The organism is Variovorax sp. NFACC27, from assembly GCF_048301545.1.
GTDB classification, from domain to species: domain Bacteria; phylum Pseudomonadota; class Gammaproteobacteria; order Burkholderiales; family Burkholderiaceae_C; genus Variovorax; species Variovorax gossypii.
The window spans coordinates 3,769,103-3,793,549 of the sequence record NZ_CP157613.1 but is presented as its reverse complement, the minus strand read 5'-3'; the positions used below and the strand labels follow the sequence as shown (position 1 = coordinate 3,793,549).

General features: G+C 60.5%; 17 protein-coding genes. 6 read left to right on the top strand and 11 right to left on the bottom strand.

The window, feature by feature from the left end:
* The first annotated feature begins 72 nt into the window (after window positions 1-72).
* A complete protein-coding gene (locus ABL840_RS17795) occupies window positions 73-684 on the top strand; it encodes an outer membrane beta-barrel protein (RefSeq protein WP_176947501.1) in 612 nt (203 codons plus the stop codon).
* 430 nt (window positions 685-1,114) lie between these two features.
* Here the strand turns inward: ABL840_RS17795 and ABL840_RS17790 are convergent, their stop codons facing one another.
* A complete protein-coding gene (locus ABL840_RS17790) occupies window positions 1,115-1,696 on the bottom strand; it encodes a hypothetical protein (protein WP_093303082.1) in 582 nt (193 codons plus the stop codon).
* A gap of 322 nt (window positions 1,697-2,018) precedes the next feature.
* On the opposite strand from ABL840_RS17790, the gene ABL840_RS17785 reads away from it, so the two are divergent.
* Complete coding sequence (locus ABL840_RS17785; protein WP_093303080.1) at window positions 2,019-4,604, top strand: DNA phosphorothioation-associated putative methyltransferase; 2,586 nt, start codon at window positions 2,019-2,021, stop codon at window positions 4,602-4,604.
* A 4-nt stretch (window positions 4,605-4,608) separates the two neighbouring features.
* On the opposite strand, the gene ABL840_RS17780 is transcribed toward ABL840_RS17785, so the two are convergent.
* The 9 genes from ABL840_RS17780 to ABL840_RS17740 all read right to left on the bottom strand — a co-directional run bounded on the left by ABL840_RS17780 (window position 4,609) and on the right by ABL840_RS17740 (window position 18,112).
* A complete protein-coding gene (locus ABL840_RS17780; RefSeq protein ID WP_093303077.1) occupies window positions 4,609-5,874 on the bottom strand; it encodes a DNA sulfur modification protein DndB in 1,266 nt (421 codons plus the stop codon).
* Window positions 5,864-6,379 carry a hypothetical protein gene (locus tag ABL840_RS17775; protein WP_143042940.1) on the bottom strand — a complete coding sequence of 172 codons (516 nt, stop codon included), beginning with the start codon at window positions 6,377-6,379 and terminating at the stop codon, window positions 5,864-5,866. Before ABL840_RS17775 ends, ABL840_RS17780 begins: the two co-directional genes overlap by 11 nt.
* Before the next feature lie 102 nt (window positions 6,380-6,481).
* Window positions 6,482-8,014, bottom strand: coding sequence for a DndE family protein (locus ABL840_RS17770; RefSeq protein WP_093303074.1), 1,533 nt, complete (start codon window positions 8,012-8,014; stop codon window positions 6,482-6,484).
* The gene (gene dndD, locus ABL840_RS17765) at window positions 8,011-10,062 is read right to left on the bottom strand and encodes a DNA sulfur modification protein DndD (RefSeq protein WP_093303071.1); all 2,052 of its coding nucleotides are present in this window, start codon (window positions 10,060-10,062) and stop codon (window positions 8,011-8,013) included. The genes ABL840_RS17770 and dndD overlap by 4 nt, the downstream gene beginning before the upstream one ends.
* A gap of 15 nt (window positions 10,063-10,077) precedes the next feature.
* Complete coding sequence (locus ABL840_RS17760) at window positions 10,078-10,278, bottom strand: DNA modification system-associated small protein (protein WP_093303069.1); 201 nt, start codon at window positions 10,276-10,278, stop codon at window positions 10,078-10,080.
* On the bottom strand, window positions 10,278-11,453 hold the full coding sequence (gene dndC, locus ABL840_RS17755) for a DNA phosphorothioation system sulfurtransferase DndC (protein WP_093303066.1): 1,176 nt from the start codon (window positions 11,451-11,453) through the stop codon (window positions 10,278-10,280). The genes ABL840_RS17760 and dndC overlap by 1 nt, the downstream gene beginning before the upstream one ends.
* 33 nt (window positions 11,454-11,486) lie before the next feature.
* Complete coding sequence (locus tag ABL840_RS17750; protein ID WP_093303063.1) at window positions 11,487-11,771, bottom strand: helix-turn-helix domain-containing protein; 285 nt, start codon at window positions 11,769-11,771, stop codon at window positions 11,487-11,489.
* A 222-nt stretch (window positions 11,772-11,993) separates the two neighbouring features.
* Entirely contained in the window at window positions 11,994-13,409 is a 1,416-nt protein-coding gene (locus ABL840_RS17745) for a hypothetical protein (RefSeq protein ID WP_093303061.1), read from the bottom strand.
* Complete coding sequence (locus ABL840_RS17740) at window positions 13,406-18,112, bottom strand: AAA domain-containing protein (RefSeq protein WP_093303058.1); 4,707 nt, start codon at window positions 18,110-18,112, stop codon at window positions 13,406-13,408. Before ABL840_RS17740 ends, ABL840_RS17745 begins: the two co-directional genes overlap by 4 nt.
* A 664-nt stretch (window positions 18,113-18,776) precedes the next feature.
* On the opposite strand from ABL840_RS17740, the gene radC reads away from it, so the two are divergent.
* The 4 genes from radC (at window position 18,777) to ABL840_RS17720 (ending at window position 23,517) form a co-directional block, all read left to right on the top strand.
* Window positions 18,777-19,286, top strand: a complete 510-nt coding sequence (radC, locus tag ABL840_RS17735; protein ID WP_093303056.1) for a RadC family protein — start codon at window positions 18,777-18,779, stop codon at window positions 19,284-19,286.
* A 638-nt stretch (window positions 19,287-19,924) separates the two neighbouring features.
* Complete coding sequence (locus ABL840_RS17730; protein WP_093303053.1) at window positions 19,925-21,931, top strand: ParB/RepB/Spo0J family partition protein; 2,007 nt, start codon at window positions 19,925-19,927, stop codon at window positions 21,929-21,931.
* Window positions 21,932-22,171: 240 nt separating this feature from the next.
* Window positions 22,172-22,621 (top strand): thioesterase family protein, encoded by a 450-nt coding sequence (locus tag ABL840_RS17725; RefSeq protein ID WP_093303051.1) that lies wholly within the window; start codon window positions 22,172-22,174, stop codon window positions 22,619-22,621.
* A 590-nt stretch (window positions 22,622-23,211) separates the two neighbouring features.
* A complete protein-coding gene (locus ABL840_RS17720; RefSeq protein ID WP_076196773.1) occupies window positions 23,212-23,517 on the top strand; it encodes a DUF736 domain-containing protein in 306 nt (101 codons plus the stop codon).
* 53 nt (window positions 23,518-23,570) lie between these two features.
* Here the strand turns inward: ABL840_RS17720 and ABL840_RS17715 are convergent, their stop codons facing one another.
* Window positions 23,571-24,239 (bottom strand): DUF6988 family protein, encoded by a 669-nt coding sequence (locus tag ABL840_RS17715; protein ID WP_093303048.1) that lies wholly within the window; start codon window positions 24,237-24,239, stop codon window positions 23,571-23,573.
* Window positions 24,240-24,447 lie beyond the last annotated feature (208 nt).

Sequence of the window (24,447 nt, the reverse complement as noted above, 5' to 3'; positions counted from 1 at the left end):
TTCACGAGGGTGGCACCGCAATGCGCAGCCACCTGTCGGATCGATCTCAACCATCCAACCAGGAACTTCATCTTGACGAAAACGCAAGCCTGCACCGCCCTTGCAGCAGCCCTTCTGCTCGGCACCATCTCCACGGCCTCGAGCGCCGCCGGCCCGAACCAGGACACCGGAATCTACGTGGGCGGCGCAATCGGCCGCTCGAGCTACAGCCTCTCGTCTTCCAACCGCGTGCCCGTGCCGTGGGGCGGCCAGAAGAGCAGCAAGGCCGGCACGGCCTACAAGCTGTACGGCGGCTATCGCTTCACCGAGACCTTCGGCGTGGAAGCAGGCTATGCGCGCCTCGGCCGCGTGAGCCAGTGGAGCTCGAACGGCGCCTACTCGCGCCTGCAGGCCGGCACCGGCCAGGTCTTCTACGCGGCCGCCACCGCCCACCTGCCGCTGGGCGAATCGTTCGCCCTCAACGGCCGCCTCGGCGTCGCACGTGGGCGCGTCTCCGGCGACAACAACTGGGCACTGCCCAGCCAGCGCATCTCGGGCAGCTCGACCGGCATGATGGTCGGCTTCGGCGCGGAGTACCGCGTGACGCAGAACCTGTCGATCACCGCTGACTACGACTACTTCGGCAAGCTGTCGAAGCAGGCGAAGGGCGGGATGATGACTGTGGGTTTGAAGGCGAGCTTCTGAGCGTCGCCTCTTTCTTCCGATGACTCGTCGACGCGGCCTCGCATCAGCGGGGCCGCGTTGCTTCGTTCGTCACTCCCACTCAATGGTTTCCGAGGACCGGAAACCCGCATGGATGCTAGCTTTGTGGAGTCGGGGCAGCGTACTTTACCGTCACTTCTACCGTCGAAAAACGACCGCTTTTGCTGGCGCGGGAGATGGGCTCGTTTTGCGAGGTGGCTACTCCAGCAGATCAATCGTCAAGTAGCGGCAACATTCAAGACCCAACTTCGCCCTATCTAGGTGCCCTGGCCGCAGCGTCCGAGGTGTGGTCCGGCAAACCGGCAGTTTCCCGCTACACAGCCCCGGTCACGGCCAGCATCCGCGGCATCGCCGGCGATCTGACCACGCTCAACGCGATGAAGCCGTATCCGCCTGCGCCTTGTTTTGCATATCAGTCGTGCCACTCAAAGCACCCCGTACGCCTGATGAACCTCCTCAGAATCTTGTCGGAAGCTACAACCAGCTGGTGATCGCGATGATTCTCTGCCGACTTGGAACCGTGAAACAGGTTGCATCGAACGAGGTAGATTGTGCGCAAGAGTTGCGGCCAGGTGAGCCGGGCTCCATTCGCCCAGCCAACAGGTTGCTGCTTGACGGTGGCGCGCAGCGCTTCGTCCATGAGCTCTATGCGGTTGAATTTACGAAAAGCGTCTCTTCCGAGCTTCTTGCGCACATCCCGCACGTTCAAGACCGGGAGCAGCGCAGTCAAACTCAGAATGTTCTCCGAGAACTCGGTATCGTCATTCAGGAGAGCCTCGTATGCGGTAACGAGTTTTTCGTGATCAGCCACGGCACTGATCATCGCCGCATCCGTCTCAGCCTGCGTGACGCACTCCATCCACCCGTTGAAAGCCATCCAAACATTGACGAAAGACGAGAAGGCCGAGCGCTGCTGCTCGGACGCTTCGACAAGCTCACGAGCCAAGTCGGCGGCTTCAGGATCAAGAGAACGAAAGTTGTCGAAGCTGGTCATGGAGCAAGCCAAGGCGGAAGTGGATGGATGAGTTTACGAGGCACGGAATTGAGCCGACCGCACGGAGACTTTTTCGACGTCATACAGGCGATGCTTCTTGGCGCCGCCGATCAGTAGAATTTACTGAACACGTTTCCTGTTGCCTGGGCAGTATCCCGTCGCACTTAGCGGCCTAGCGCCTCGATGCGGGCATCGCGGCGCTGAAGGCTATGAGGCTGCTTGCGAGTAATCACCTTGATGGCGCGGATCGACTTCCACTAGGCGATCTGTTGCCCCGGGCTCTGGCAGCTTCGCGCCAAGTTAATAGTCCACGGAGTCGCGCATGACTGAGCCTGGCAAGAGAGTTGCCGACGAGTTCTACATCCACCTGTCGGCGGTTGGGACGATTCAGGATGCATTCACTCGCCAGGCTATCGAGTGCGCCGTCCAGGGCTTGCCTCCGCAGCTTTCGCATGTGCCGAACGTTGCCAAGATCAATGTTCGTACCGGGCGACTGTCTCTGCTTTCCTACCCCGACTTCTTTGAATCTCCCTTTCCCACGCTTGCTGCGACATGGGTGTTTTTGCCTGGCACCGCAACGCCGGCATGGCACCGGACCTATTCGGATTCGCTGAATCCTCCCATTTTGCATCGCAAGGAGTTGCTGGTTGAGTCAACGCAACCTCAGCGAGAGCAATGGGTGGCCCTTACAAAAACTGCAGAGAGTCTCGGCCTTTTCGATGATGTAGCCACGATCGGGTTTCGTCTCAACTGGGACAGGCTGATCAAGAGCAGGGGCTATAGCCTAGTAGGCGACGAGTTCCTTCCGATAGGAAACGATGTCGCCGCAGGTGGTCGGTCTCCAGGGTGGGATTTCGAGGGGCCGATTCAACGCCATCTAACCGCGCTGGCGAGGAGCAGTCTGTCGGCGCCTGTACAGATGCTAGTGCGGCATGGCTTGCTTCAACCTGGAATGACATTCTTTGACTATGGCTGCGGTCGGGGCGGCGATGTTTGTGCGCTTAGCGCGGACGGCGTCGCCGCCAGCGGTTGGGACCCGCACTACCTGCCCGAGGCAACCATCGCTCCCGCCGATGCCGTCAACCTCGGATTCGTAATCAACGTCATTGAGGACCCCGCCGAGAGGATAGAAGCCATCACAAAGGCCTTCGAACTGGCGCGAACCGTGATGTCCGTCGGCGTCATGCTATACGGCGGTGACCTTCCCGGAAAACCTTATCGCGACGGCTTCCTAACGTCGCGAAATACCTTTCAGAAGTATTTTTCGCAGAGCGAACTGAAGGACTATGTCGAGCACGCCCTGCAGCGTAACGTGTTTATGGTCGGGCCGGGCGTCGCCTTTGTCTTTGCAAACACCGAAGCAGAGCAGCGCTTTAGTGCCGGCCGCTACCGGCGCAAGAACGTCGCTCTGCGCCTTTTGGTCACCCGCGCCCCCAGACCGGCTAGTCCGCAGACTATCCGCAAAGTCAAGGCACGCGAGCCACCACCCCCTAGACACTCACGCGCCGAGGAAAAATTCACCGCAGCACGGCCGCTGCTCGATGACCTTTGGACGACGACCCTCGAACTTGGACGCGCACCGGAGGCTGATGAAGTCACGAACTTAGCAGCGATCAATGCAGACCTTGGCGGCCTGCCTAAGGCGCTCCGGCTGCTGGCCCGTCACTACGACTACACGCTGGTGGGCGCGGCGGCCGAGGCGCGTTCAGATGATGTCCGTCTGCTGATGGCGATGCAGCAGTTTGCGAAGCGACCCGCCTATCGACAGCTTGAAAAGCGCCTGCAACGCGACATCAAAGCATTCTTTGGAGACTATCGGTCGGCGCAGGCTGCGGGCCTGCAGCTCTTGCTCGATGCAGCCGATCCTCAGAAGATTCTTGCCGCGTGCCGGCTCGCCGCGACGCAAGGCCTCGGGTGGCTCGACGAGGAACACTCGCTACAAGTCCACATCTCGCTTGTCGAACGCCTTCCTGCGTTGCTTCGCGCCTACGTCACCTGCGGCCTGATCATTTGGGACGCACTCAGTGACGTGCAACTCGTTAAGATCCACATCGCCTCCGGCAAGCTGACCCTAATGGAATTCGAGGCTTTCGACGAAGACCCCCTGCCGCGCCTGCGCCGCCGCATCAAGGTCATAGTCAGGAAACTCGACTGCGATGTCTTCGAATACGGAAGCTCGGCCTATCCGAAGCCCGTGCTGTACCGCAAGAGCCGCTACCTGCACGAAGACCATCCAGGCTACGCCGAGCAACTTGCCTTCGATGAGGCAATCGAGCGATTGGGAGTGCTTAGCGACTTGGAGTTCGGACCTACGGCTGAAGCCCTCACAAGGCTGCTCGACGCCAAGAGGCTGGCCGTCGAAGGAATGCGGCTCGGCCGAAGTGCGTCGATCCCCGACCTCGACGCTCCTTGCGGTGCCTTTCTGACCTATCGCGCGTTGATTCAGTGTGGTGATACCAGGAATCGGCTCGGCATTGCCAATCTCCCCTTCAACCCGGCAACCTACAACGCATTGCATGACCTCGCTACCCAGGTACTCGACCCCGTGATCGATTATTTTGGCTCGATACGACTCACTTACGGCTTTTCGTCAACCGAGCTGACCCGCAACATCGAACGAGGCATAGCGCCGAAACTCGATCAGCATGCCGCCTGCGAGCGCGGACCGAGGGGAGCACTTGTATGCGAGCGCGGCGGCGCAGCCTGCGATTTCCTCGTTGAAGACGAAGACATGCGCGAGGTAGCCGAGTGGATCGTTGCCAACACACCGTTCGACCGCCTCTACTTCTATGGAAGTGATCGGGCCGTTCATGTCAGCTTTTCGTCCACACCTGCCAAGCAAGCTTTTGCAATGATGTCATCGCCTACCGGGCGACTCATGCCGCGTCCGTTCTTACCTAGCGCCTAAAGCTTCAGTCCAATCCTTTTACTCTGCGCGGCAAATTTGCCGGCTCCCCCCTCACCTCCGACCACTTCGCCCTCAGTTCTGCCGCAGGGGGGGATTTGGCACCACACATATAGAGCAGCAGGTCGCGGCACAACACACGATGCTTTGGATCCATCGTGTTGCGATGAGACCAAATGGTCCCGGCGAAAGGCGCCTGATCCAATCGTCGTGGCAGAAGAGCCAGCCATTCCCACCAATTGCCTTCCTTCTCCGTCTTAAGGCGCATCGCCACATCCGTCATCAGCGCGAGGCCCATTGGTCGGAAGTACACGCTGCCACCGTCCGCTGTTCTATGGCGCTGGCACACTTCTTCCACTTCGCTAGCTTTGAAGTACTCCCCAAGGCCTGGTTCTACGACCGAGAGTCTCTCGAAATACTTGATAGCCCACTTGTAATATTTGTCCAATTCTGCGTCGGTTGGTCGGTTGTATTCCAGGTCTTTCTTCTTCGAGCCGCTGAGCTCGAGGAACAATTCCCGAAGCACGTCGTACAGGTTTCCGATCGTCGTGAAGGCGACGCCTTCATCTCTTCCCAGATTATTCGTGTGATGCAAGGCAATTCGCGGCGAGCGAAACCATGGATGATCTTCGACCATACGACGGGCCGTGATTGCCATTGCGTCGTTCTCATCGAGCGCAATTCGCTCCATCTTGGATACAGGAATTGCCGTTTTGTTGAGCGTCGTGAATAGCCGTCTTGTGCGCTCTTTTTTCTCGACACGATGCGCGATGACGAGCACAGAAACTAGGTCCTGCGTCGCGGTTGGAGCCTCCCCGGCGCCCTGCTTCGGCGGAGACTCCATCATGCGCTTCATACCCGCCAGGCGGTGCTGCCCATCAACAGCGAACAATTGCTCGCTTCCACTTAGTTCCAATATGCCGAGCGACTCCCCAGCGTTGCCCAGTTGAGGCCTTCCCTGCCTACCAGCCTGAAGTTCAAGAGGCACCCACTCGGGCGTTCCGCCGTACAACGCAACGACCAGCGAATTGAAGAAGCGCTCAGGCTCCTTTTTCAAATAGTCAGAGATGTCCTCGGCTCGTCCCTCCTTCAGCGAGCGCTGAATCCAAGCCGAAAGCTCCTTGTTGTTGTGAAGTTCATTTCCGAACGACACACGCTCTGCAAGATCGGGAAGTGGAATGACCGTGCTGTAATAGGTCCAGTCGCCGAACCTGCCGCGCAGCGCCGGCAGTGCCAGCGGCAGACTTACATGTGCCGTGGTGTTAGAAGGCATGGCTAGGACTCAAATAGGTTGCAGGATAAGTTCTGTCGGTAAATGGCGGGCGAAATGCCCCGAGCAATTGGGTTTCCAGATTCACCAGCTCCGCTTTGCGCGCCGGCAGGGCTGAGTAAAAGAACTCAAGATGCCCATCCCAAGCATTGAGCATAAAGAACACCCTCGCGCGTTTGAATTTCTTCTTTTCCTGCAGATACTGACCGAAACGGTCACGAAGCGTCGAATCGCTCGTGCCATCCCCGGTCTGCCCGATGTACATCACCCATCCATGAGGAGGCAGACCGGCATGGGGGATCCGCACAACAAACGCATACAGACCGGGCTCCTCCGGCACGCTCTTCTTTGCTGAGGCGCCAAACTTTACGGACTGCCAAGCCAACGGCGGCACAACGTTCGCGCGATGAAACTCGGCAGGCGCGACTATGAATGTGGCGGCCTGGAGCTGGTTGTCGACCAGACTCGCACCTACCGGATCTCGCGTTAGCGCTTCTGACCAATGCATGTCACCCTTTGTCTCGTCTACGAGTTCGTCGCTGGGTCGTTTCGACACCGCCAGCCGGGACCGCCAAGCTCGGCGGGAATAATCTCACCGAATGCGTGATCGCTAGAACGCCTTCACCTTGATGGGCTTCGAGTCCTTGACCGTCATGAATACACCGGTCGGCAACGCCGCAAAGCTGACCTTCTTTCGGAACATGTTCTGCAACACCTGGTTGCTCGCCGCGTTCGTCTTGAAGCAGATTGGAAGACCGATGTTTTCAAGGTGATCGTCACCTGCCCCGTCATAGTCGTCTGGACTCTGCGAGGCAAGTGCCACCATGAGGCCCTTGGATCTGTGCAGCCGTATGTTGTCTGACAGCGCCTTATGCCGAGAAGCAAGCAGATGACGAGCTTCATCGACCGCAAGCACCGCACGAATAGCACGATGGCCCTCCGCATCCTGCGGTGCTTCGCTCGTGCGCTTGAGGAATGTGTTGAGCGCATCGAGAAGCATATAAGCAGCGAGATTCTTCTGCGTGTCGTGCGCGCCTGCAAACGTGATGATCCAACTTTGCGCGAAGAAACGCGAGGGTGGCATCTCCGGACGAAAGATTGTTCGCTCTGTCAGATCGCTGATGGTCGAAATCACGCTGTCTGTCTTCAGCCCTCGATCTTGATAAAAGTCGCGGAGCGTTTGCCCCACATCTTCGAGGCTGATCTGCTTGCGCATCGAGAAGAGCGGACGAAGCGCGTCCTTCACGGTCTCCAACTGCACAGCCCCTGCCTTGCTCTGCATCACCTTCGCGAACGAGTCGCGGAAGCCCATGATGGCGTCCGAAGCAGTTAGGTCCGACTCGTCCGATCCGAAGAACATATCGAGTGGTATGGGCTCGTCGGGCACACGGACGACGCGTGCGCCGATTGCGTTTATAAAGTCGTGCCGATTGGCAAGGTCGCCCTTGCCAAGGTCCAGCACAATCACTGGCGCGCCGCTCTGTTTACGCACTTGGGCGATCATCTCAAGCATGGTGCGCGTCTTGCCGGAACCAGCTTGGCCCATGACCGCCACATGCGGTGAATATCCGACCCCGTTGACCGTCCACCGGAACGGCCCATCGGCGTCAACAGTCCGCCCAAGATCGACGATGACGGGTGAGGGGTCGCGCCCCGGCCCTTCCCACTGGGTCCCAGCGATATCCGCAGTTGCTGTTGGACTCACTCCTCCGGTTTCCGGAAGGTTCGCTCGTCGCCGCACGAGCACATCGACGAACTTGTTGTAGTCCTCGCCTGCCTCTTCCCAATCTTCAAACAGCAGTGCAATGCCGCGATTCCAATGCCGCCTGACAAGGTCCTGCAACGTCGATAGCGTCATTTCGGCCCGAGGGTCGGTGCGGCGCAGGTGGGTGAACAGCAAGCCGACCCAGAGCGGGAGCTCTTCGAGGCCAAACAGCACATCACCTTTGATCGACTTTCCCGCCCCATCTAAGCTGCCGGTCGGATACGTGCTCTCTGAAAGCGACCGCCCGATGGCGAGGCGCGCAACGCGGTTCCTTGCCTGGAGGCCAAGACTTGAACGAAGCTGCTCGGTGCGTTTGTCTGCTTCGGCCGACGTCTGAAAGCCTGCGAGGAGCACCTGTTCCAAGGTGACCGCGCTCATTGCGTCAGCTCCACGAAGTATTCATTCTCGATGGCCGTCGTGCGGCCAACGCCGCTACCGATCTCGGCGTGCTGCAGCAAGTACGTCATGCCGACGTTGGGCTCCATCGCCGCGTAGGTCTCGCGGTCGATTTCCTTGTCCTGCGACAGCAGGATCACTTGCCGCTTCTTGTCGGAAACCCAGTATTTGAGAATGTTCGCTCGATGCGTGCTGTCGAGACGACCCAATGGGGTATCGACCACCAGCGGAGCATCGATACCGGAGATGTCAGCAAGGCCCGCGAGCAGCGCAGTCGCGAACACCTGATTCTCTCCTGCAGATTTATCGAACGGAATCTCCTCGCCCTCTTTGCTCAGGATCGTGGTCCTGCCCGATTCATCGATGTGGATTCGATTCACCTGCTTTTTGTGCGCGAGCTTCTTGTAGACCCCCGTCATTGCCTCAGCGAGTTGCTCCACCTTAAGTGCATAGAGCTGCGGGATCAATTCGTTGATGAGGTTACATACGCGCTCTGCCCTACCGACCATCGATTTGACCGGATTCGCTTGGACAAATTTTTCATGCTCGCGAGCGTAGAGCGCGCGTTCCTGATCGATGGTGCCCTTGAGCCCAGACATCTGTCGCTCAACGTCGCCCAGTTCCCTCTGACGTTGATCCAGCGTCGCATTCACCGCAGTCAGTTCCCCGTTCAGCTTCGCAAGCGAGCCGTCACGGTCCACGCCTTCGATCTTGGTGTAGCGGTTGATCAATTCGCGAATCTTCTTCTGCAGTGATTCACGCTTGGCCACCAGACCGAGCACATCCTGTGCTCCCATGCGCAGGCCATTCATCGACTGAAGCAGGGCCGCACGCTTGGGGCCGAGGTACTCATGCACCACGGTCTCGGCGCAGCCCGCCGGCATCGGATAGAACAAGCTTTCCCATGCAGCGTTCAGACGGGCCTGCAACGCGGCCTCTTGCTCCGAGGTCAGTTCCGGGCTGAGTGGTGGCTCGGTTGTTGCATAGAACGTCCCAATGAACTTGGCCTTCTCGGGCTCCAGGCTTCGCTTGCGAGAGTCCCAGCTATCGCGAGCAATTTCCTCCTGCACCTGCTTTGCGAGTCCTTCCATCAGGTCGCGCGCCACCAAATGGAAAGGAAGCTTGCTTGCAACTAGATCGTCTAGAGCATCCTCAGTGACTTTGAGCTCCGTCTCGGCGTCAGCCTGCTGCTTGACCACGTCTGACACGCTGGCTACATCACCCGCGCCAGCGCCAAGCTGCATCATCCGATTGGTGAGGTCCGTACGTTGAACCTGCAAGCTCTTTACCGACTCATCCAGCGCATGCTGTTTGCGCTCAGCTTCTTCGTAGTCACGCTCGTGATGAGATAAAGTTTCGAACAGCTCACGATGCTTTTGTTCATCCATGACTGAAATGCCAGTGGATCGGTTCGTCTGGAATTCCTCCAGCCGCTTCTTCAGCTTGCGCAGCAAGACCACGCCGAGCAACCCTTCGATACCGGTGCGGATCTGGTCGCCGCGGCTTTGATCGGCAAGTTTCTTCACTTCCTCGCCATCAAAGAAGAAGAAAGGGGCAACGTGCGCAGGTATGAAGCGCTGGTCAAGCAATTCGGGGAGGCGGTCAGAGGCAAGTGCCCGACCTCGTATTCCATCCCGGACTTCATAGATGACTACCTCATCTTCTCCCGTCCAGTCGCCCGATCGGCTGAAGAACCACTTGCGAGTGACCTCAAACCCTTCGGCCTTCGACTGATTGATTTGGAGCTTCACCCACATTGAGTCGCGCCCAGTGCGGATAGCCGTCCCGTGTAAAGCGCGCTCTACGAATTTTCGATAGCCGACGTCATCCTTCAGCCCTGCGCGGCCCAGGTGCTCGACCGCTTCCTTGCCGTATAGCCCGAGGTAAAGTGCCTCCAATACCGACGTCTTTCCGTAGCCGTTCATACCGCCAATCAACACGATATTCCTGCCCGCTCGCGGCTGGGGGAATTCGAATGTCTGATGTTGGTAACTCTTGAAGTTAAACAGTTCAATCTTTGCAATCCACATGGCGTAGTTGTGCTTTCAGTCCATGCGGCTGAGGGTTTCTTCAATGCGCGGGTACACGTTGCGTGCACGCTCCTCGCCCGAACGCTCGCGTTGGATGCCCACCAAATCCTCAAGGACATCCATGGGCACGCCGTGCTTAAGACACAACTGTTCCAAGACGGCGCGTGCACCAGGGTCTGACCAGAGCGGCAGGTCACCGAGAAAAACATCACTCATCACTCTCCTCCTCGTTGTTTGACCGGCCGGCTTATTTCCTCGGCCCATATCGTATGAATCCGCTCGATCTCGTCTCGAGAGATGAGTTCATCGCCATACTCGGCCTGCGTCGCAAGTAATCTGTCGAGAATCATCTTCCGCGCCTGGATCGTGAACGGGCCTGGTACATGTTGAATCTGCTCGCCGCGCGGATTGAAACGAATCTCGCCGTTGCGGCGTTCAACCGATCGGTAGCGCGGATCGTTGCGGATGTCTTTTAGCCATTGCCGAAATTCAATGAGCGCCGAAAAGTGATGGTTGCCTGAATCCACAAATCCTTGAAGGCTCTTGTCCTTCTCAACAACGGTACACGTCCAGCAGCCGAAGCGACTGTTAGCGGTCCCACAGCCTGGGGCCTCATCCTTGCTCAGAACCACGGGGCACTCGCCACCCTCCGCGTCTCTGTAAAGTTGAATCAGATCGCGGTGCGTACCGCCCCAAGGAGGCTCACGCTCACCCAACACCTCCCACACGTCGTCAATCGTCAGATGGACGATAGGCCGGTAGATAAACGCCCCCGGCAACTCCGAGTGCGGCGTCAAATTTGAGTCTGCGAGATTCCGAAATTTGTTGATTGAATTGCGCCGACTGTCGCTCTCGTCCAGCCGCACGCCGAGCGCCACGATTGCAGCCCCATGCGCAGACACGTTGTCGAGGATGTAGCGGCTGGTAGGCTGAATTTTGAGCCGGTCGGTACACCAACGCATCGTCTGATTCGGACTTGGATAACCCTTGCCGATGAGCAATGTCCAGAAAGTCTTATCAGCGGCTGGCCGGGTCGTGACCACTGTTACCGGCAAACGCAAGCTCTCAGCCATTTCTCTCAGCGCCGCCTGCACCTTCGCGAGATGTGCCATGACGAGCGGACTTTCCACCTGCGTATCGTTCGAGACGACGTGAACATGCCGCTTTCGGCGCGACGGCGGAATCTGGAGCAGCGCCTCGAAGACAGCTTGCGCAACAACGGTTGAATCCTTGCCTCCGGAAAAACCGATGATCCAAGGATAGTCCTGAACGTCGGACAGGTATTCCGCGCGCACAGAGGCAACTACCTCATCCCACAGTTCCGTGGTGTCCAAAGGGGCGTCAACTGCCACCGGGGATACTGCCGCAGCAGTGGTCTGTTCAATGAGCATGTATGTTTTGGGCGGCTTTTCGAACAACGCGACTTAACGGTCGGTTCGCTCGAAGGTAATATTTAGGCGCGCGCCAATGGCGGCTGCGAATTTTTTGAGCGTTCTGGTCGAAGGAATGGTGCGACCGGCCTCGAGACGGGCGATGTTGCTCTGCGTAGTTTGCATGCGTTGAGCAACCTCTTCCTGCGTCAGACCTGCGCGACCGCGCGCCTTGGCAATTGCTTCGGCCAACGCGTGCTCTACGTCGAGTGATGCAGACACGTCTCCACTGACCCTGTCTTCCAGTAAATTGGACTGCACTTCCTTGAGCTTTTGCATATGACCCTCTTGCGCGGATTTGCAGCGAGTACGTGCCGAAGACGCACGCCGAACAGAAGCGCCGCCGCGCACGCGCGGATCGCTTCGTGCACCAGCAACGATCGTCTCAGCAATTCCCATCCATGAATTATATCGAAAATGATATGCGAAATCCTACGGGCAACCCCGAATGATGTGGCCGTGGCGAGACCCTCACCCGCTATCCGAAGAATTCGTTCCTTCTCAGGCTTCCGAGGGTGCGTTAGGTCGAGGTCGCGTTCGATTCTCTGTCCACAGGGAAACCAGTTCAGGTTCCGGCTCGTCCGGACGTAGACGCTCCGCGATCCGAGCAATGTCAGTGGGTTTGACGGTGATACGCCCGATCCAAACGTCGACACCCTTCGCCAGCGGCACGAGTACGGAAACAACGGCGCAAAGGCCACGAATGAGCAGCACCTCGATCGACGGACTACTCCGGCCTGCGCGCGCGCCCAGGCCGCGGTCGAAGATCCTGTCGAACCGTTTGACGCTGTCCGAACTGACAGACGCAGGCGCTATCAATGTTGTGACCAATCCGCCTTCGCCCGATGGGCTTCGGCGGGACATGGCCCTCAACTCGCCAATCATGGTCTGTAGGTCTTCTGACAGTCCCCAGATCGTGCCACCAGGTCTGAACCAGAACAGATCCCACGCTTGCGAAGCCTGACCACCTTCGCTATGACGTGCGATCAGCGCCGTCAGGCTCTTTCGATTGCGTTCCAGGCAAGAACTCCCGACGATGAAGGTCACCTCGGAATCGTCGCTCGCCCGTTCCCGGTCCAGCCACGCTTTCAGGTCCACGAAGCCGTCAGCGTCAATTGACTCGTCGATGAACGTCGAATAGGTCAATCGCGCATATTCGGAGCGCGAAGCGGCCGTCGGAACGGGATCACTCAGACTTTTCAGGGCTTGGCTCATCGCGTCGGTCAGAAGACGCAGCTTCTGCGGCCGATCAGTCTCTGTCTCGATCAGGGTCGTCTCCAGCTTTGGCTGGCTACCAAGGACAAGTGATTGCTTGCCGGAAATCTGCGCATAGCTGAAACGTCCTGGTGCAACGTCGGATATTGCGTACAGGCCCCAAGCCTCCGGGTTCTTGATACGCCGGATCAAGCGCAGATAGTCGCGGAAGTTGTCGTGGAACGCCTCGCGGGCAAAGCTCTCCGGAATGTCCGCTCGACCGAGCGAAGGCGTCAGGCCGATCAGGTTCTTGACGTTATGCAACCCCCGCGACCGGATCATGTTCTTGCTGATCAAATCGAACCAGATGCGGGCGGGGAAGCTCTCGACATCGGTGATCACGGGTGGTCCTTCCCCCGCGGTGCGAAACAGTTCCTTGCCCGTCGCGTGGAGCGAAACTTCGTTGCCTTCCAGCGTGATCAACGTCCGAGCCTGGAGATCGGCAAGCACGATCTCCATCTCAGTCTGGCTGAAACCGAAGAAGCGCGCCAATCGGGAGGCGCTGACGCTTTCGCACAGGTTTAACGCCCTCAGTGCGAACTCATCGACCATCGGCATGCGCTTGTCGCGAGTCACCTGGGCAGCGATGAGAAACTCGCGACAGGGCACGTTGAATCCAAAGGAACTCACCTGCACCGGTTCGGAAAGGTCAAGATCATTCATTCGGTCTCTCCGGCTTTCACGACCTTGGCCCCGACCGGGAAGGCCGACATGAAGGTGAGCACCCGTCCCATGGGCGATGTGGATCGCGGCTCCGTCCACATCGGAGCCGATCCCACGACAATCAGTCGCTCCTTCGCCCTCGACACGGCAACGTTGCATCGATTGTTCGAGCCCACGTGACCGATCTCGCCATGCTTGTTCGACCGGACAAGGGAGAGGATGACGATGGTGTTCTCCTTGCCCTGGTACGCATCGACCGTGTCGATTCGCAGCAGGCGGCGGAACTTCGCATCCCAGGTGTGCCGCGCGACAGCCATCTCGATCTTGGCCTTCTGACCGGAGTACATGCAGATGATGCCAATGGGGGACTCGTCGTCGCCCTTGGCGAGTTGATCGACGAGTTCCCTCTGGGTGGCAAGGGACTCCAGCAAACGAACGATCGTCGCCACCTCAGCGTCGTTGTGAAGCGTCGTTTGACCTGGAAGTTTCACTTCCAATGGGTTTCGCTCTTCCGAGGTGTCGATCCAGGTCATAGGCCTGCGCAACCAGTCCGGGGCATCGGCACCTACCATGAAATCCGACGAACGCGCGTCGGAGGTACGAAGCATCACGTCATTTGGCTCATAAAAGCAGGACGAGACCATCTTGCAGATCGCAGGGTCCATCCGGTACTGCTCCGTCAATCGCTGTCCGGCAGAGCGCCCGTATGCTGAGTTGAACGAGCGCTCGAAGTCGCTGGCGGCGAACTGTTCGCGTGCGATGTCTGGACGATCTTCTTGCAGTTGATCAAGCAGTTCGCGGCCAATCATCGGCATCAGTTGCAGGTGGTCACCGACAAGAAGCACTCTGCGCCCGAGTTGGATGGGAACAGCAAGCTCGCTGGGCGTGCATCGCGCGGCCTCGTCCACGATGACCCAGTCGAACGTCTGAGAGTCGATGCGAATTCGGGTTTGCCCAACCCCAACGCACGTTGCCGTGATGATCGAACGGGTCTTGGCCAAGAACTCCTCGAAATTGCGCTGTGGCGAAGCGAGCGACGACAGCCAGTCCTGTGTGAGCGCAAGAATTTCCCGTGCGGAAGTAAGGTCGGCCGGAGATGCCCCGGGATGTCCCTGAAGCAAGCTGGCGAATGCTTCATCAAGCTCTTCAAGGGGCCGCGACCTGTCCACCCGACGATTCAAGCTGGCACGCGCAGCCTCTTCGAACGCGGCGCCGGCGCGTTCGAGCTGCACGCGAGATCTCTCCCGGTCGACCGCAAGTTCGTCGGTCTCCTGCGCAGCCAGCAACTGCAACTGCGCACAGCGTCTGGCCAGAGTGCCAATTGCTTGATCCAACACCACGACATCCTTGGCAATTCCCGCTGGAATCCCCTTCGCGGAAGCCAACTGCGAAAATCTAAACCGTAGCGCGCCTTCGAATCGGAGCCGGTACCTCTCCCTTAACTCTGCCGTATGGTACGGGCGGATACGCTCGGTGATGCCCTTTGAGCCAATGCGCAGCAGGTTTGGCTTGTCGCCATGCCGCTTGTACAGCAGTACCAGTGAGTCGATTACGTTATTCACCGCCTCATGCGATTGACTTGCGATGAGGATTCTCTTGGCCCCTCCCCGTGTGATCAGCCAGTGGGCGAACGAGGCGATGAACCGCGTCTTGCCAGTGCCTGGTGGTCCCTGCAGCAACCCGACCGGGCCCGTGCTGAGGAAGGCCCGAAACGCGGCGTTCTGGCCTTCGTTAAGGCCGTAGGCAGTTAGTTCGTCGTCAGGGATCTTGCCTTCGAAGTCGACGGGCACGGCTTCGACGCGCGGATCGAAGTAGTCAATCAGTTCGGGAATGGCCGACGCGCCGTCGAGAATGCGTCGGACCGCCTTGGCGCGGCGATCGATGGAAGTTCGCTCCCTGCGGTCCGCGAGAAAGATGCTGTCGCCTGCTGTCAACTTGCGAGTCGCATAGCGGATTGCAAGTGTTCCTGCGAAGTCGCTGAGCGCATGATCGACTTCACCAATCCGTCTGTTGCCTTCTGAGTAAACATCGACGATGTCGTCTGGATCGAAGTCGAACGCCTTGCCCAGGTTCTGGAAACGGAACACGACCACGCCTTCGCGGGCAGCGACCTCTCGGGTGAGTCGAAGCTCGATGCGGTCGTTTGCCTCCAAGTCCATGAGCCGTTGCCAATGACTGGCAACCCGGAAAGTTGGAAGCGCCTCGCCATCGTCCGCTTCGGCGGGCGAGCCCACGATGGCCACGCTCTGCACATACTCGAACAGTTCGAGCAGCCCTTCTTCCGGACCATGTCGCAGCGTCAATTGCAGCTTGATCTTGGTCGCACCCAGTGATTCGTGGGCCAGCGTCAGAAAATTCACTGGGTTGTGAAACCATCGCACGAGCTTGTCACCAGCCCCTTCGAACGCGAACTGTTGGTTCGCCGAGGTCAGGTGATATCGAGACGTTCCCCGGTCACGCTTTGCGCGATTCACCAGATACTCCGAGGGCTCGATTCGATGCGTCCCCATCTCAAAGACTCGCGAAGTCAATACGAACGACCGCGCGGCAGGCTCCACGAGCACGGTCGATGCGCGATGAACCGCCGCCACCGCGACCTCGAGGGTCTCGACGACCGGCCGTCCCAAATCCTCCGCTAGCGTCTCGCGCAGCGGTCCGAAACAGTCTTCGGTTCGGTTGGCCACCAGGTCGGCAACGATCCTCAGCACCGCGTATCGGTCTATCGCCTGCTGGCTCAGTCGCTCCCAGTTGGCCGGACACAACATGGGGGTCCTGACAGACCCGTCGCCGACTGGCGAGATGTCGAACGGGTCGATCAGACAAAGCCTTGACGACGCCTCGTCGTAGATGACATTGCGCTGCGCGATGTCGCCGTGGTCGCAGCCGAGTTCATGAAGCGCCGCGACGGCTGCCATCAGCTTGGCGCAGACAGCGAGAAGTTCGCCGGCGTTTAGCAGCCCAAGTTGATCCAGCGGCAGCCCGGTCTCGTGCTCGTACACAACGAAGGGACCGATAGGCGACAGTCCCACGTCAATGAATCGCGGCAGCGCCGCGGTCGGCGCGGACATGATTCTGCTGGCGCTGTCGAGCAGACGCAGCAATGCGAGGTCTGTGGCGGCAGAGAGTCCCCTGGCGAGTCCGTTCCAGATCTTGACGGTGAGCTCTCGACCGTCCGGAGCTGTGCTCACATAGACGGAACAGCGCGGAGTGCCAACGAGCTGCCTCGTGACAGCCCAGCGCAGGTATGGAATGTCTGGTGTCTCATGCCGATCGAGCAGCGATTGGTCGAAGTGCCCGGCGGCCTGCGATTCGATGAGTCGTGTGAACTCGTCCGTCATCGTCCCCGCATCGGGGAAGCGATCTACCGGATGCGGGCTCAACGCCTTCCCCAACCACGAACGGAAGGCAAAAAATTCCTCGCCCAACATGTCCAAGTCCGCCGGGCTTTTGATCGGGCCGCCAGCCAAGATCCACCCCACAAGGTAGCCAGCAAGGTACACGTCGCGTTGGCACCCCGTGCTGGGAAGCTTGGCAGCGCCATCCTCCGGCAGATCGGGGGCATACCCTCGCAGGGTCGTCATCCAGTCGACAACGGATAGTTCATCCGGGATCTGGCAGGACATGAGACCCGTGAGCGCGATCGATGTCGGACCTGACAACCAGACGCTGCGTGGGCCAAGGTCGCGATGGCTGACGAGGCGCCGATGCAGTTCGCTGACGATGTTCAGCAGCCCCGTTGCGATCAGCAGCCGATCGGAGCTCGCCAGATCGTCTCGCGCCTTCTCAAGATATCTGTCCAGCGTCAGCCATCCGTGGCCGAGGGCACGAACCTCGAAGTGGTTGGTCAGAACCTCCTCCGACGATTGCCCAATCTCTCGCAGCAGCGCGTTGCGCTCGATGAGGTCGCTCCCTACCGCAGTGAGGTGAGCGAACGCCCTCGTTTCGCGATCGGCGATCAGCCGACGTCGATCGCCGCTGTTTAGCCCAGGCGGAAGCCGATCAAACGACCAAGTTCGAACGAGCGCCTTAAGTCGGGGCTCCCCTCTACGTTCAGCGCGGTGGTCTTGCCACACGCCGCGCGGGTGCTGGAAGACGTCACCTTCGATGATGCGATGGCCAGCCCAGTCCGCTTCCAGTGGTTGGAATATCTTGGTGTTCCCCGTGACCTGGTCGAAGTCATTGGCGAACTGGTAGAGCTTGAAGAGAGAAATGCGCCGCGGCTGGAGCAACTGTCGCCTGTTTGCAGTGTTTCCGATCGAGCAAGCTTCGGTCAGCGTCCACACATACGGCTTTTCGGTGTGATGGAGATGCTCGCGCGTTGCCTGCCCGGTCAGCACGACGCGTGGTTCGATCCAAAGCGCATCCTTAATCTTGGGGATCTCCGATGCCAAGACCGATTTCAGCTTCCTGGCCTTCTCGCTCACCTGCAACACGGCAGAGCGTCCTCGCGACTGACCGCCCACGTACCATCGATCATTCTGATGGGTAAGCTTGGGATTCCAGTCTTTGATTTCTAGCACGAGGACCTGATCCTCGATCACGACCAGCGCGTCGATCTCCATCGGATCCTGATTGCGCGGATAGCAGTTCAATGCGACATAAAACAGCCATTCAGGTGGAAACGCTTTCGCCAGCGCATCGACGCCCTTGATCTCCCTGGGCATGATCCCCGCGCTGTTCAGGTACCGGACCTTGCACACCATCTGGGATGCCCCTTTGCTTTTTGTTGGCGGACGGGTTGTCGCGACCCACTACTTAACTTTGATCAACGGACGGCGCCGATGATCCGCACGACATTCACTGTGCGAGACCTCGGGCCACGTACACAGCGCGAACCCGTATATGACTTTGTAACAGATATGTGTCGATGATGGCCGTTTGAATGGCTAGGTTCCAAAACTGACGGCGGCATGACAGACAGCCCGTACACAAGATTTAAGACCGATGCAGTCTTGTACCCCACACGAAGTGGGACCGTGTCGTCCTTTCAAGGCGCTGCTGGACAAGCCGACTGCTAGAACAACACCGGTGCTTTTGCGTCACCTGGCGTCACCCGGCGTCGCCGGGTCACGCTGTCGTGCTGCGCATCGAGCCGCTGGCGGCGTCTCGCCCCTCCGGCATCCATCGCTGACGCCTTCGCGCGTGTCCGCGCTGCGCGCTTCGCTTGCCAATCCGGCAACGGTGTGTGTCGGTGGGCTGGCTTGCTGTTCCCTTCACCGTATCACGCCGTTCTCGTCGTCAAGGTCTGCGCGCCCTGCCCTGCGGTTGTGCGCTTGCGTCCTGGCGGCCGTCTTCGAACCCTGACCACTGCGCTGCGCCGTGCTGGTGCCGGTCTCGGGCAATCCCGCCCGATTCACGGAGCCGACGATGGCACACGATCTCTTCTCTTTCGATTCTTCCGTTCTTCTGGTTCGCGATGTCGCGGGCGACTACCGGCCGGCGGACGCCGGCGAGGTGCTGCAGGCCGCGCAGCGGCTGCTGGGACAGCAGTTGCAGGGGCGCGAGGTGCTGTCGTCGCCGCAGGCGGTGCGCGACTTCCTGCGGGTCAAGCTGGGGGCGTTGGAGCACGAGGTGTTTGCCGTGTTGATGCTCGATGCGCAGAACCGGTTGATCGAATACGTCGAACTGTTCCGCGGCACGGTGAGCCAGGCGTCGGTCTATCCCCGGGAGGTGGTCAAGGAGTCGCTGGCGCGCAATGCGGCAGCGCTGATCCTGGTGCACAACCATCCGTCAGGGGTTGCTGAGCCGTCGCGGGCCGATGAGCACCTGACGCAGACGCTGAAAACTGCGCTGGCGCTGGTGGACGTGCGGGTGCTGGACCACCTGATCGTGGCGGGCAACGAGGTGCTGAGCTTCGCGGAGCGCGGGTTGCTGTGACAGAAGGGGCCTTCGGGCCCTTTGATTCTTTCTTTGTCGTGCGCGCTGCGCGCGTCGTCAGTGGTTCTCGAGGGGAATGGCTGAAGCCAATCCCCGCCGCGCAGGCTTGGCGCCCCTTGGTATTGCCGACCAGGCGGCGCCTGATCGGCCAGTGCATGTCGCCGATGCGCGCTTCGCGCTTGCCCACCTCCAAGCTAGGGCGCCTACGGCGCGCGAGGGCGCTCGCCGCGCGGCCGTGGGTCGTCGCTCCCCTGGCCGTTGGCCGGGTTTCCGTCTTTCCCTCCTTCATCGCTGATCCCGCGACCGTAGCCACCGGGGCCTGGCCGTCAAGGCGCGCAGGGCCGTGTCCTCGCCTTCGGCTGCGGGCCGCACCAACCCTGCGCTTGTTTCCTTGACGGCCAGTCCCCGCCGGCACGGTTTTTCGCGGGCGATGAACTCAGGAAAGACGGCGGCAACGGCGACCAGCCCAGGTCACTGCGCCGAACCCACCGAAGCCAACACCGGGCTCCGAATCTTGGAATCCGGCTGGGGTGGAAAACCACAGGAGAGCCGCGCATGCAGACACCGACACCTTGAACCCTCTCCCTCTTTTTCTCCCTTCACTTTCAACGTCCCAGTGTGGGACAGGAGATTTCAATATGAACATCGCTACCCTTCACGAAACCACCGCCATCGCCGCTGCTGTCGCAGCCGTCACGGCTGCGCAGGAACTGCTGCTGCTTCCGCTGTCCAAGCTGCGGCCTTCCAGCCGCAACGTGCGCAAGAGCGGCGGCACGTCAATACCCGAACTGGCCGTGAGCATCGCCCGCGTGGGCCTGCTGCAAAACCTCAACGTGGTGCTGGCTGTCGATGGCGAGCATTACGAGGTCGTGGCCGGTCGCCGTCGCCTCGCCGCGCTCAAGCTGCTGGTCAAGCGGCGCAAGCTCGCCAAGGACTTCGAGGTGGCCTGCCTGCTGGGGTCCGATGCGGCGGCGCGCACCGTGAGCCTGACCGAGAACGTGCAGCGCGAGGCCATGCATCCGGCCGACCAGTTCGAGGCCTTTGCCGATCTGGTGGCCGAGGGACGCCCCATCGAGGACATTGCCGCCGACTTCGGCGTGACGCCCTTGGTGGTGCAGCGGCGCTTGAAGCTCGCCAACGTCTCGCCGCGCCTGCTGGGTGATTACCGGACTGGCGCCGTGACGTTGGAGCAATTGATGGCCCTTGCTATCACCGACGACCATGCGGCGCAGGAGGCGGCGTTCTATGAATCGCCGCAGTGGCAGCGCAGCCCGGAGGCGCTGCGCGACCACCTCACGCATAAAGAGATCGACGCAGGCCGCGATGCGCTCGCGAAGTTCGTGGGCGTTGAGGTCTACGAGCAGGCTGGCGGGGCTGTGCGGCGCGACCTGTTCGCGGACGAGCAGAACGGCATCTTCCTCACGGATGCAGCGCTGCTGGAGTCGCTGACGAAGGAAAGGCTCCTGCCGGTGGCTGAGCAGGTGCAGGCCGAGGGCTGGGGTTGGGTGGACGTGGCGCCGCGTGCCACTTATGCGGATCTGCACCAGTTCCAGCGGATGCGCAGCAAGCGGCGCGAGCCGAGCAAGGCCGAAGCCAAGCGCATCTCCAAGCTCGAAGCGCAGCAACGCAAGCTGCAAGACCGCCTGGACGACGAGAACGAGGACATGACGGAGGAGCAGGCGCAGACCATGCAGGACGAGATGGACAGCCTGGGCAGTGAGCTGGAAGCCTTCGAGCGCACGCTGGTGGTCTATCCGGCGCATGGGATGGCGACGGCGGGGGCCGTGGTGTCACTCGACCACATGGGCGGCGTGATCGTGCATCGCGGGCTGCTGCGCGAGGAACAGGCCAAGGCGTTGCGGGAGCAGGAACGCGGCGGGCACAGTGCGGATGACGAAGCCGAAGACGGCAGTGGGCGGCAGGAGGCCAAACTCACCATTTCGGAGAAACTGGTCAAGCGCCTGAGTGCCCATCGCACCGCCGCCCTGCAGGCCGAGGTCGCCCGGCATCCGCATGTGGCGCTGGTGGCCGTGGTGCACCGGCTTGCGTTGCGCGTTATCCATGACGCGCACTACGGTTCGCCCATCAACATCACCGCCAACCCGCAGGACCGGCTGGAGCAGTACGCGCCGGACGTAGGCGAGGCACCGGCTGCGGTGGGCATGCGACAGGTGCGGGAGGCTTGGGGCAAGCTCCTGCCCAGCGAGCCGGATGCGCTGTTCGCCGAGTTGTTGGCAATGCCACAGCACGAGCTGCTGTCGCTGCTGGCAGTTTGCGTTGGTTTCACGGTGACCGCCATCGCTTCGCGTGAGGACGAAGCCCCGGCTGCTGCGCTGGCGCAAGCAGTTGGGCTGGACATGCACGCGTGGTGGACGCCGACCGCAGCAGGCTACTTCGATCACGTTTCCAAGGCCAAGGCACTGGAAGGGGTGCAGGTCTTCGCGTCCGGTGAGGTGAACCGGCTCGGCAAACTCAAGAAGGCGCAGATCGCCAGCGAGGCCGAGCGGCTGGCAGCGGGCACGGGCTGGCTGCCTGCGATGTTCCGCGCCCCGGAGGTAACGCCGGCTGACGTTGCAAGCGCTGAACCGATTGCTGAGGGGCAGGCCGATGCCGAAAACCACGAGGACGCGCACGCAATGGCGTGATCCTCATGACTCCCCGGCCGCGAGGCCGGGGATCGAGAAATCGGCGCGACGCGCGCGGCAGGTCTGCCGCGCGCGTTTTGACTTCCGGAACGCACAAGCCCAATGCTCCCTGCGTGCCTCCCTACGCCAGTGCTCGCTGCGGTGGGTTGGGAATGCCTGCCGGACACGGGAGCATCGAACAGCACCGGTCGCCCGCTTTCAGCGCGCTGATCGAGCCTTCACAACCGCACCCGGATACCCATGAACCACCAAGGCGTCAGCGAGATATTCTTTGAAGAGTCCTACACCGTGCCATCGGACCAGACGGCGAAGTCGCTTTTCGCGCGGCTTCCGCACGGAAGCGGGTATGCGGAGCGACTGATCGAATGTCTTGCCACCGGCTACCTGGTGGCGGTGGTCGAATCCATTTGCATTCGTGAGATGCAGCAGCACGTCGATGCCGTCGCCGAAGTGGTGGTCGGCCGTTCGATCCGTATCGACCATCGAGGGCCGATCCCACCCGGGTCCCCCCTGCGACTGCGCGGATGGCTTGAACGGCTGGGGGACCGGAGCGCGACATTCCGCGTTCAGGCCCACGATGCGCACGAGGTCGTCTGCGAAGCCACTGTCACGCTGGTGGCTGTCCAGCGGGCACAGATGGAGTCGCGCATCGCGACAAAGGTATTGGCACTCCAATGCCCTGGAACCTAGAAGTGGGGTACCCCGCCGGTGGCGGAGCGCGGACACGACGCAGCTTGCTGCTCTCGGATGTCGTGCAAGCCGTCTTGAATAAAGCGGGCGAATAGTCCGCCAGACGACGGTGGCTCAAAGAGAGCGTTCCGATGCGCCACTCCTTCCGCGCCACAAATGCCGATCCACTCGCAGCGCCGATGCGGTGGGATCGTTCCTTCCTTTTCATTGCGCAGTCGGCATGGACTGGGACCGCTTCGGGGCCGTGCCGGAGCGCTGTTACAGCGGTGATGCTGCTGGGGCCATGCGTCCTTTCGGTACAGGATCACACCCACAGCGGCCTTGTATTTGTCGTGAATCCTGGCGAGGGCACGGCGGCTCTGCACTTCGTTTCGCGCCGCCTCGGGCTTCTTCGCCACAACCGTCCGGCCCGACAAATTTCCCCGACCTGCGGTCTTCCTCGCGAGGCAAATTTCTCGGGCCTCCCGGTCCTTCACTGCGTTGCGGCCCCTTCGCTTCGCTGTGGGATGCGGCGCGCCCGGACCCTCACCCATCGGATCACGCCAAGGCCGCGATGGTCGCGACCTGGTCAACTTCAAAAGGACTTCATCATGGCCAACATCGGCACCTTCACCGCACAGAACGACAGCTACACCGGCACGGTCCGCACCCTGACGCTCAACGTCAAGGTCAAGATCGTGCCCAACGACAAGGAAAGCGAGAACGCCCCGGACTACCGCATCGTCGCCGGCAACTTCGAGATCGGCGCGGCGTGGAAGAAGCTCAGCCGGGCTGAACGCCCCTACCTCTCGGTGACCCTGGATGACCCGTCGTTCCCGGCAACGATCTACGCCCGCCTGGTCGAAGGCGAGGACGGCGCGCACAACCTGATCTGGTCGCGCAGCAAGGGCGACTGAGCGTCGCCCTCGGCGCCCCGCCACTGGCGGGGTGCTTTTCTTCTGCCACTTCGCTACTTCAACAGGTCGGGCAGGCAGTCGGCGAACGCAGGCTGGATCTTGCTCATGGGCTTGGCGACCGCTTCATCCCATGTCAGGACCGCCAAGGTCATGGCGGTCATCGTGAGCAACCCATTGGAATTGCGCAGGATCTGCAGGGCCAGGTGGACCGGAAAGCCCTCGGACTGGCGGCGCAGTGGGTGGATGCCGCCGTGCACGAACGAGTTTAAGGAGTGCCACGACACCTCCTTGAAGTGCGCCAGCATCTGATGCGCGGCCGCGGGCACGTTGGGTCCTACACGCTTGCCGATCTGCTCAATCATCTCGCTGGCCGAGGGCAGATTCTTCGCGGCCTGCTCGCTCTGCAGGGTCAGCGGTGCGCTGAGCTTTTCGATGGCCAGATCGCTGGCGGCATATTGCAGCCACATGGCGCGGGTCAAGGCCTCGAACTGAAGCCGCATCAAGCCGACCGCCGACGTGGCCAATCCCATCGCCATCAAGGCGCGCAGGCTGAGCCCATGCTCGAGCGCCACGGAGCACATGCCGAAGGCGGCCTCGCCACGAGGTGAGGGATCGAACTCGGCGCCGTCGAGCAGGTGCAGCAACGCTTCGTGCAGCTCGTCGGACCGACGGAGCATGGCTTCCAGGGGATCGTCCGACGGTTCTTGTTGGGGAGCTTCCATGCAGGCATCGTATTCGCTCGGTGCTGTTATTGAGCGACAGCAGATCGTCGCAGGCAGGCACCTGTCTAGCGGCTTTGCGGATGTTCCCGAATGAGTAAACCCGTATCTGCGTCTGCTCGCCAATCCGCTTTCACGGCTTTGCGCTTCCACGGTTCAACGGCGATGCGTGAAGGCGGCTTTACGCTTCGGAGGGTTTGTTGAATGCCGG

Coding starts and splice junctions, on each gene's coding strand:
- dndC (WP_093303066.1), bottom strand. CDS start 11,453: ATGCTCATTGAACAGACCACTGCTGCGGCAGTATCCCCGGTGGCAGTT.
- ABL840_RS17730 (WP_093303053.1), top strand. CDS start 19,925: ATGAACATCGCTACCCTTCACGAAACCACCGCCATCGCCGCTGCTGTC.
- radC (WP_093303056.1), top strand. CDS start 18,777: ATGGCACACGATCTCTTCTCTTTCGATTCTTCCGTTCTTCTGGTTCGC.
- ABL840_RS17780 (WP_093303077.1), bottom strand. CDS start 5,874: ATGCCTTCTAACACCACGGCACATGTAAGTCTGCCGCTGGCACTGCCG.
- ABL840_RS17775 (WP_143042940.1), bottom strand. CDS start 6,379: ATGCATTGGTCAGAAGCGCTAACGCGAGATCCGGTAGGTGCGAGTCTG.
- dndD (WP_093303071.1), bottom strand. CDS start 10,062: ATGTGGATTGCAAAGATTGAACTGTTTAACTTCAAGAGTTACCAACAT.
- ABL840_RS17790 (WP_093303082.1), bottom strand. CDS start 1,696: ATGACCAGCTTCGACAACTTTCGTTCTCTTGATCCTGAAGCCGCCGAC.
- ABL840_RS17745 (WP_093303061.1), bottom strand. CDS start 13,409: ATGAATGATCTTGACCTTTCCGAACCGGTGCAGGTGAGTTCCTTTGGA.
- ABL840_RS17770 (WP_093303074.1), bottom strand. CDS start 8,014: ATGAGCGCGGTCACCTTGGAACAGGTGCTCCTCGCAGGCTTTCAGACG.
- ABL840_RS17725 (WP_093303051.1), top strand. CDS start 22,172: ATGAACCACCAAGGCGTCAGCGAGATATTCTTTGAAGAGTCCTACACC.
- ABL840_RS17750 (WP_093303063.1), bottom strand. CDS start 11,771: ATGCAAAAGCTCAAGGAAGTGCAGTCCAATTTACTGGAAGACAGGGTC.
- ABL840_RS17720 (WP_076196773.1), top strand. CDS start 23,212: ATGGCCAACATCGGCACCTTCACCGCACAGAACGACAGCTACACCGGC.
- ABL840_RS17740 (WP_093303058.1), bottom strand. CDS start 18,112: ATGGTGTGCAAGGTCCGGTACCTGAACAGCGCGGGGATCATGCCCAGG.
- ABL840_RS17715 (WP_093303048.1), bottom strand. CDS start 24,239: ATGGAAGCTCCCCAACAAGAACCGTCGGACGATCCCCTGGAAGCCATG.
- ABL840_RS17785 (WP_093303080.1), top strand. CDS start 2,019: ATGACTGAGCCTGGCAAGAGAGTTGCCGACGAGTTCTACATCCACCTG.
- ABL840_RS17760 (WP_093303069.1), bottom strand. CDS start 10,278: ATGAGTGATGTTTTTCTCGGTGACCTGCCGCTCTGGTCAGACCCTGGT.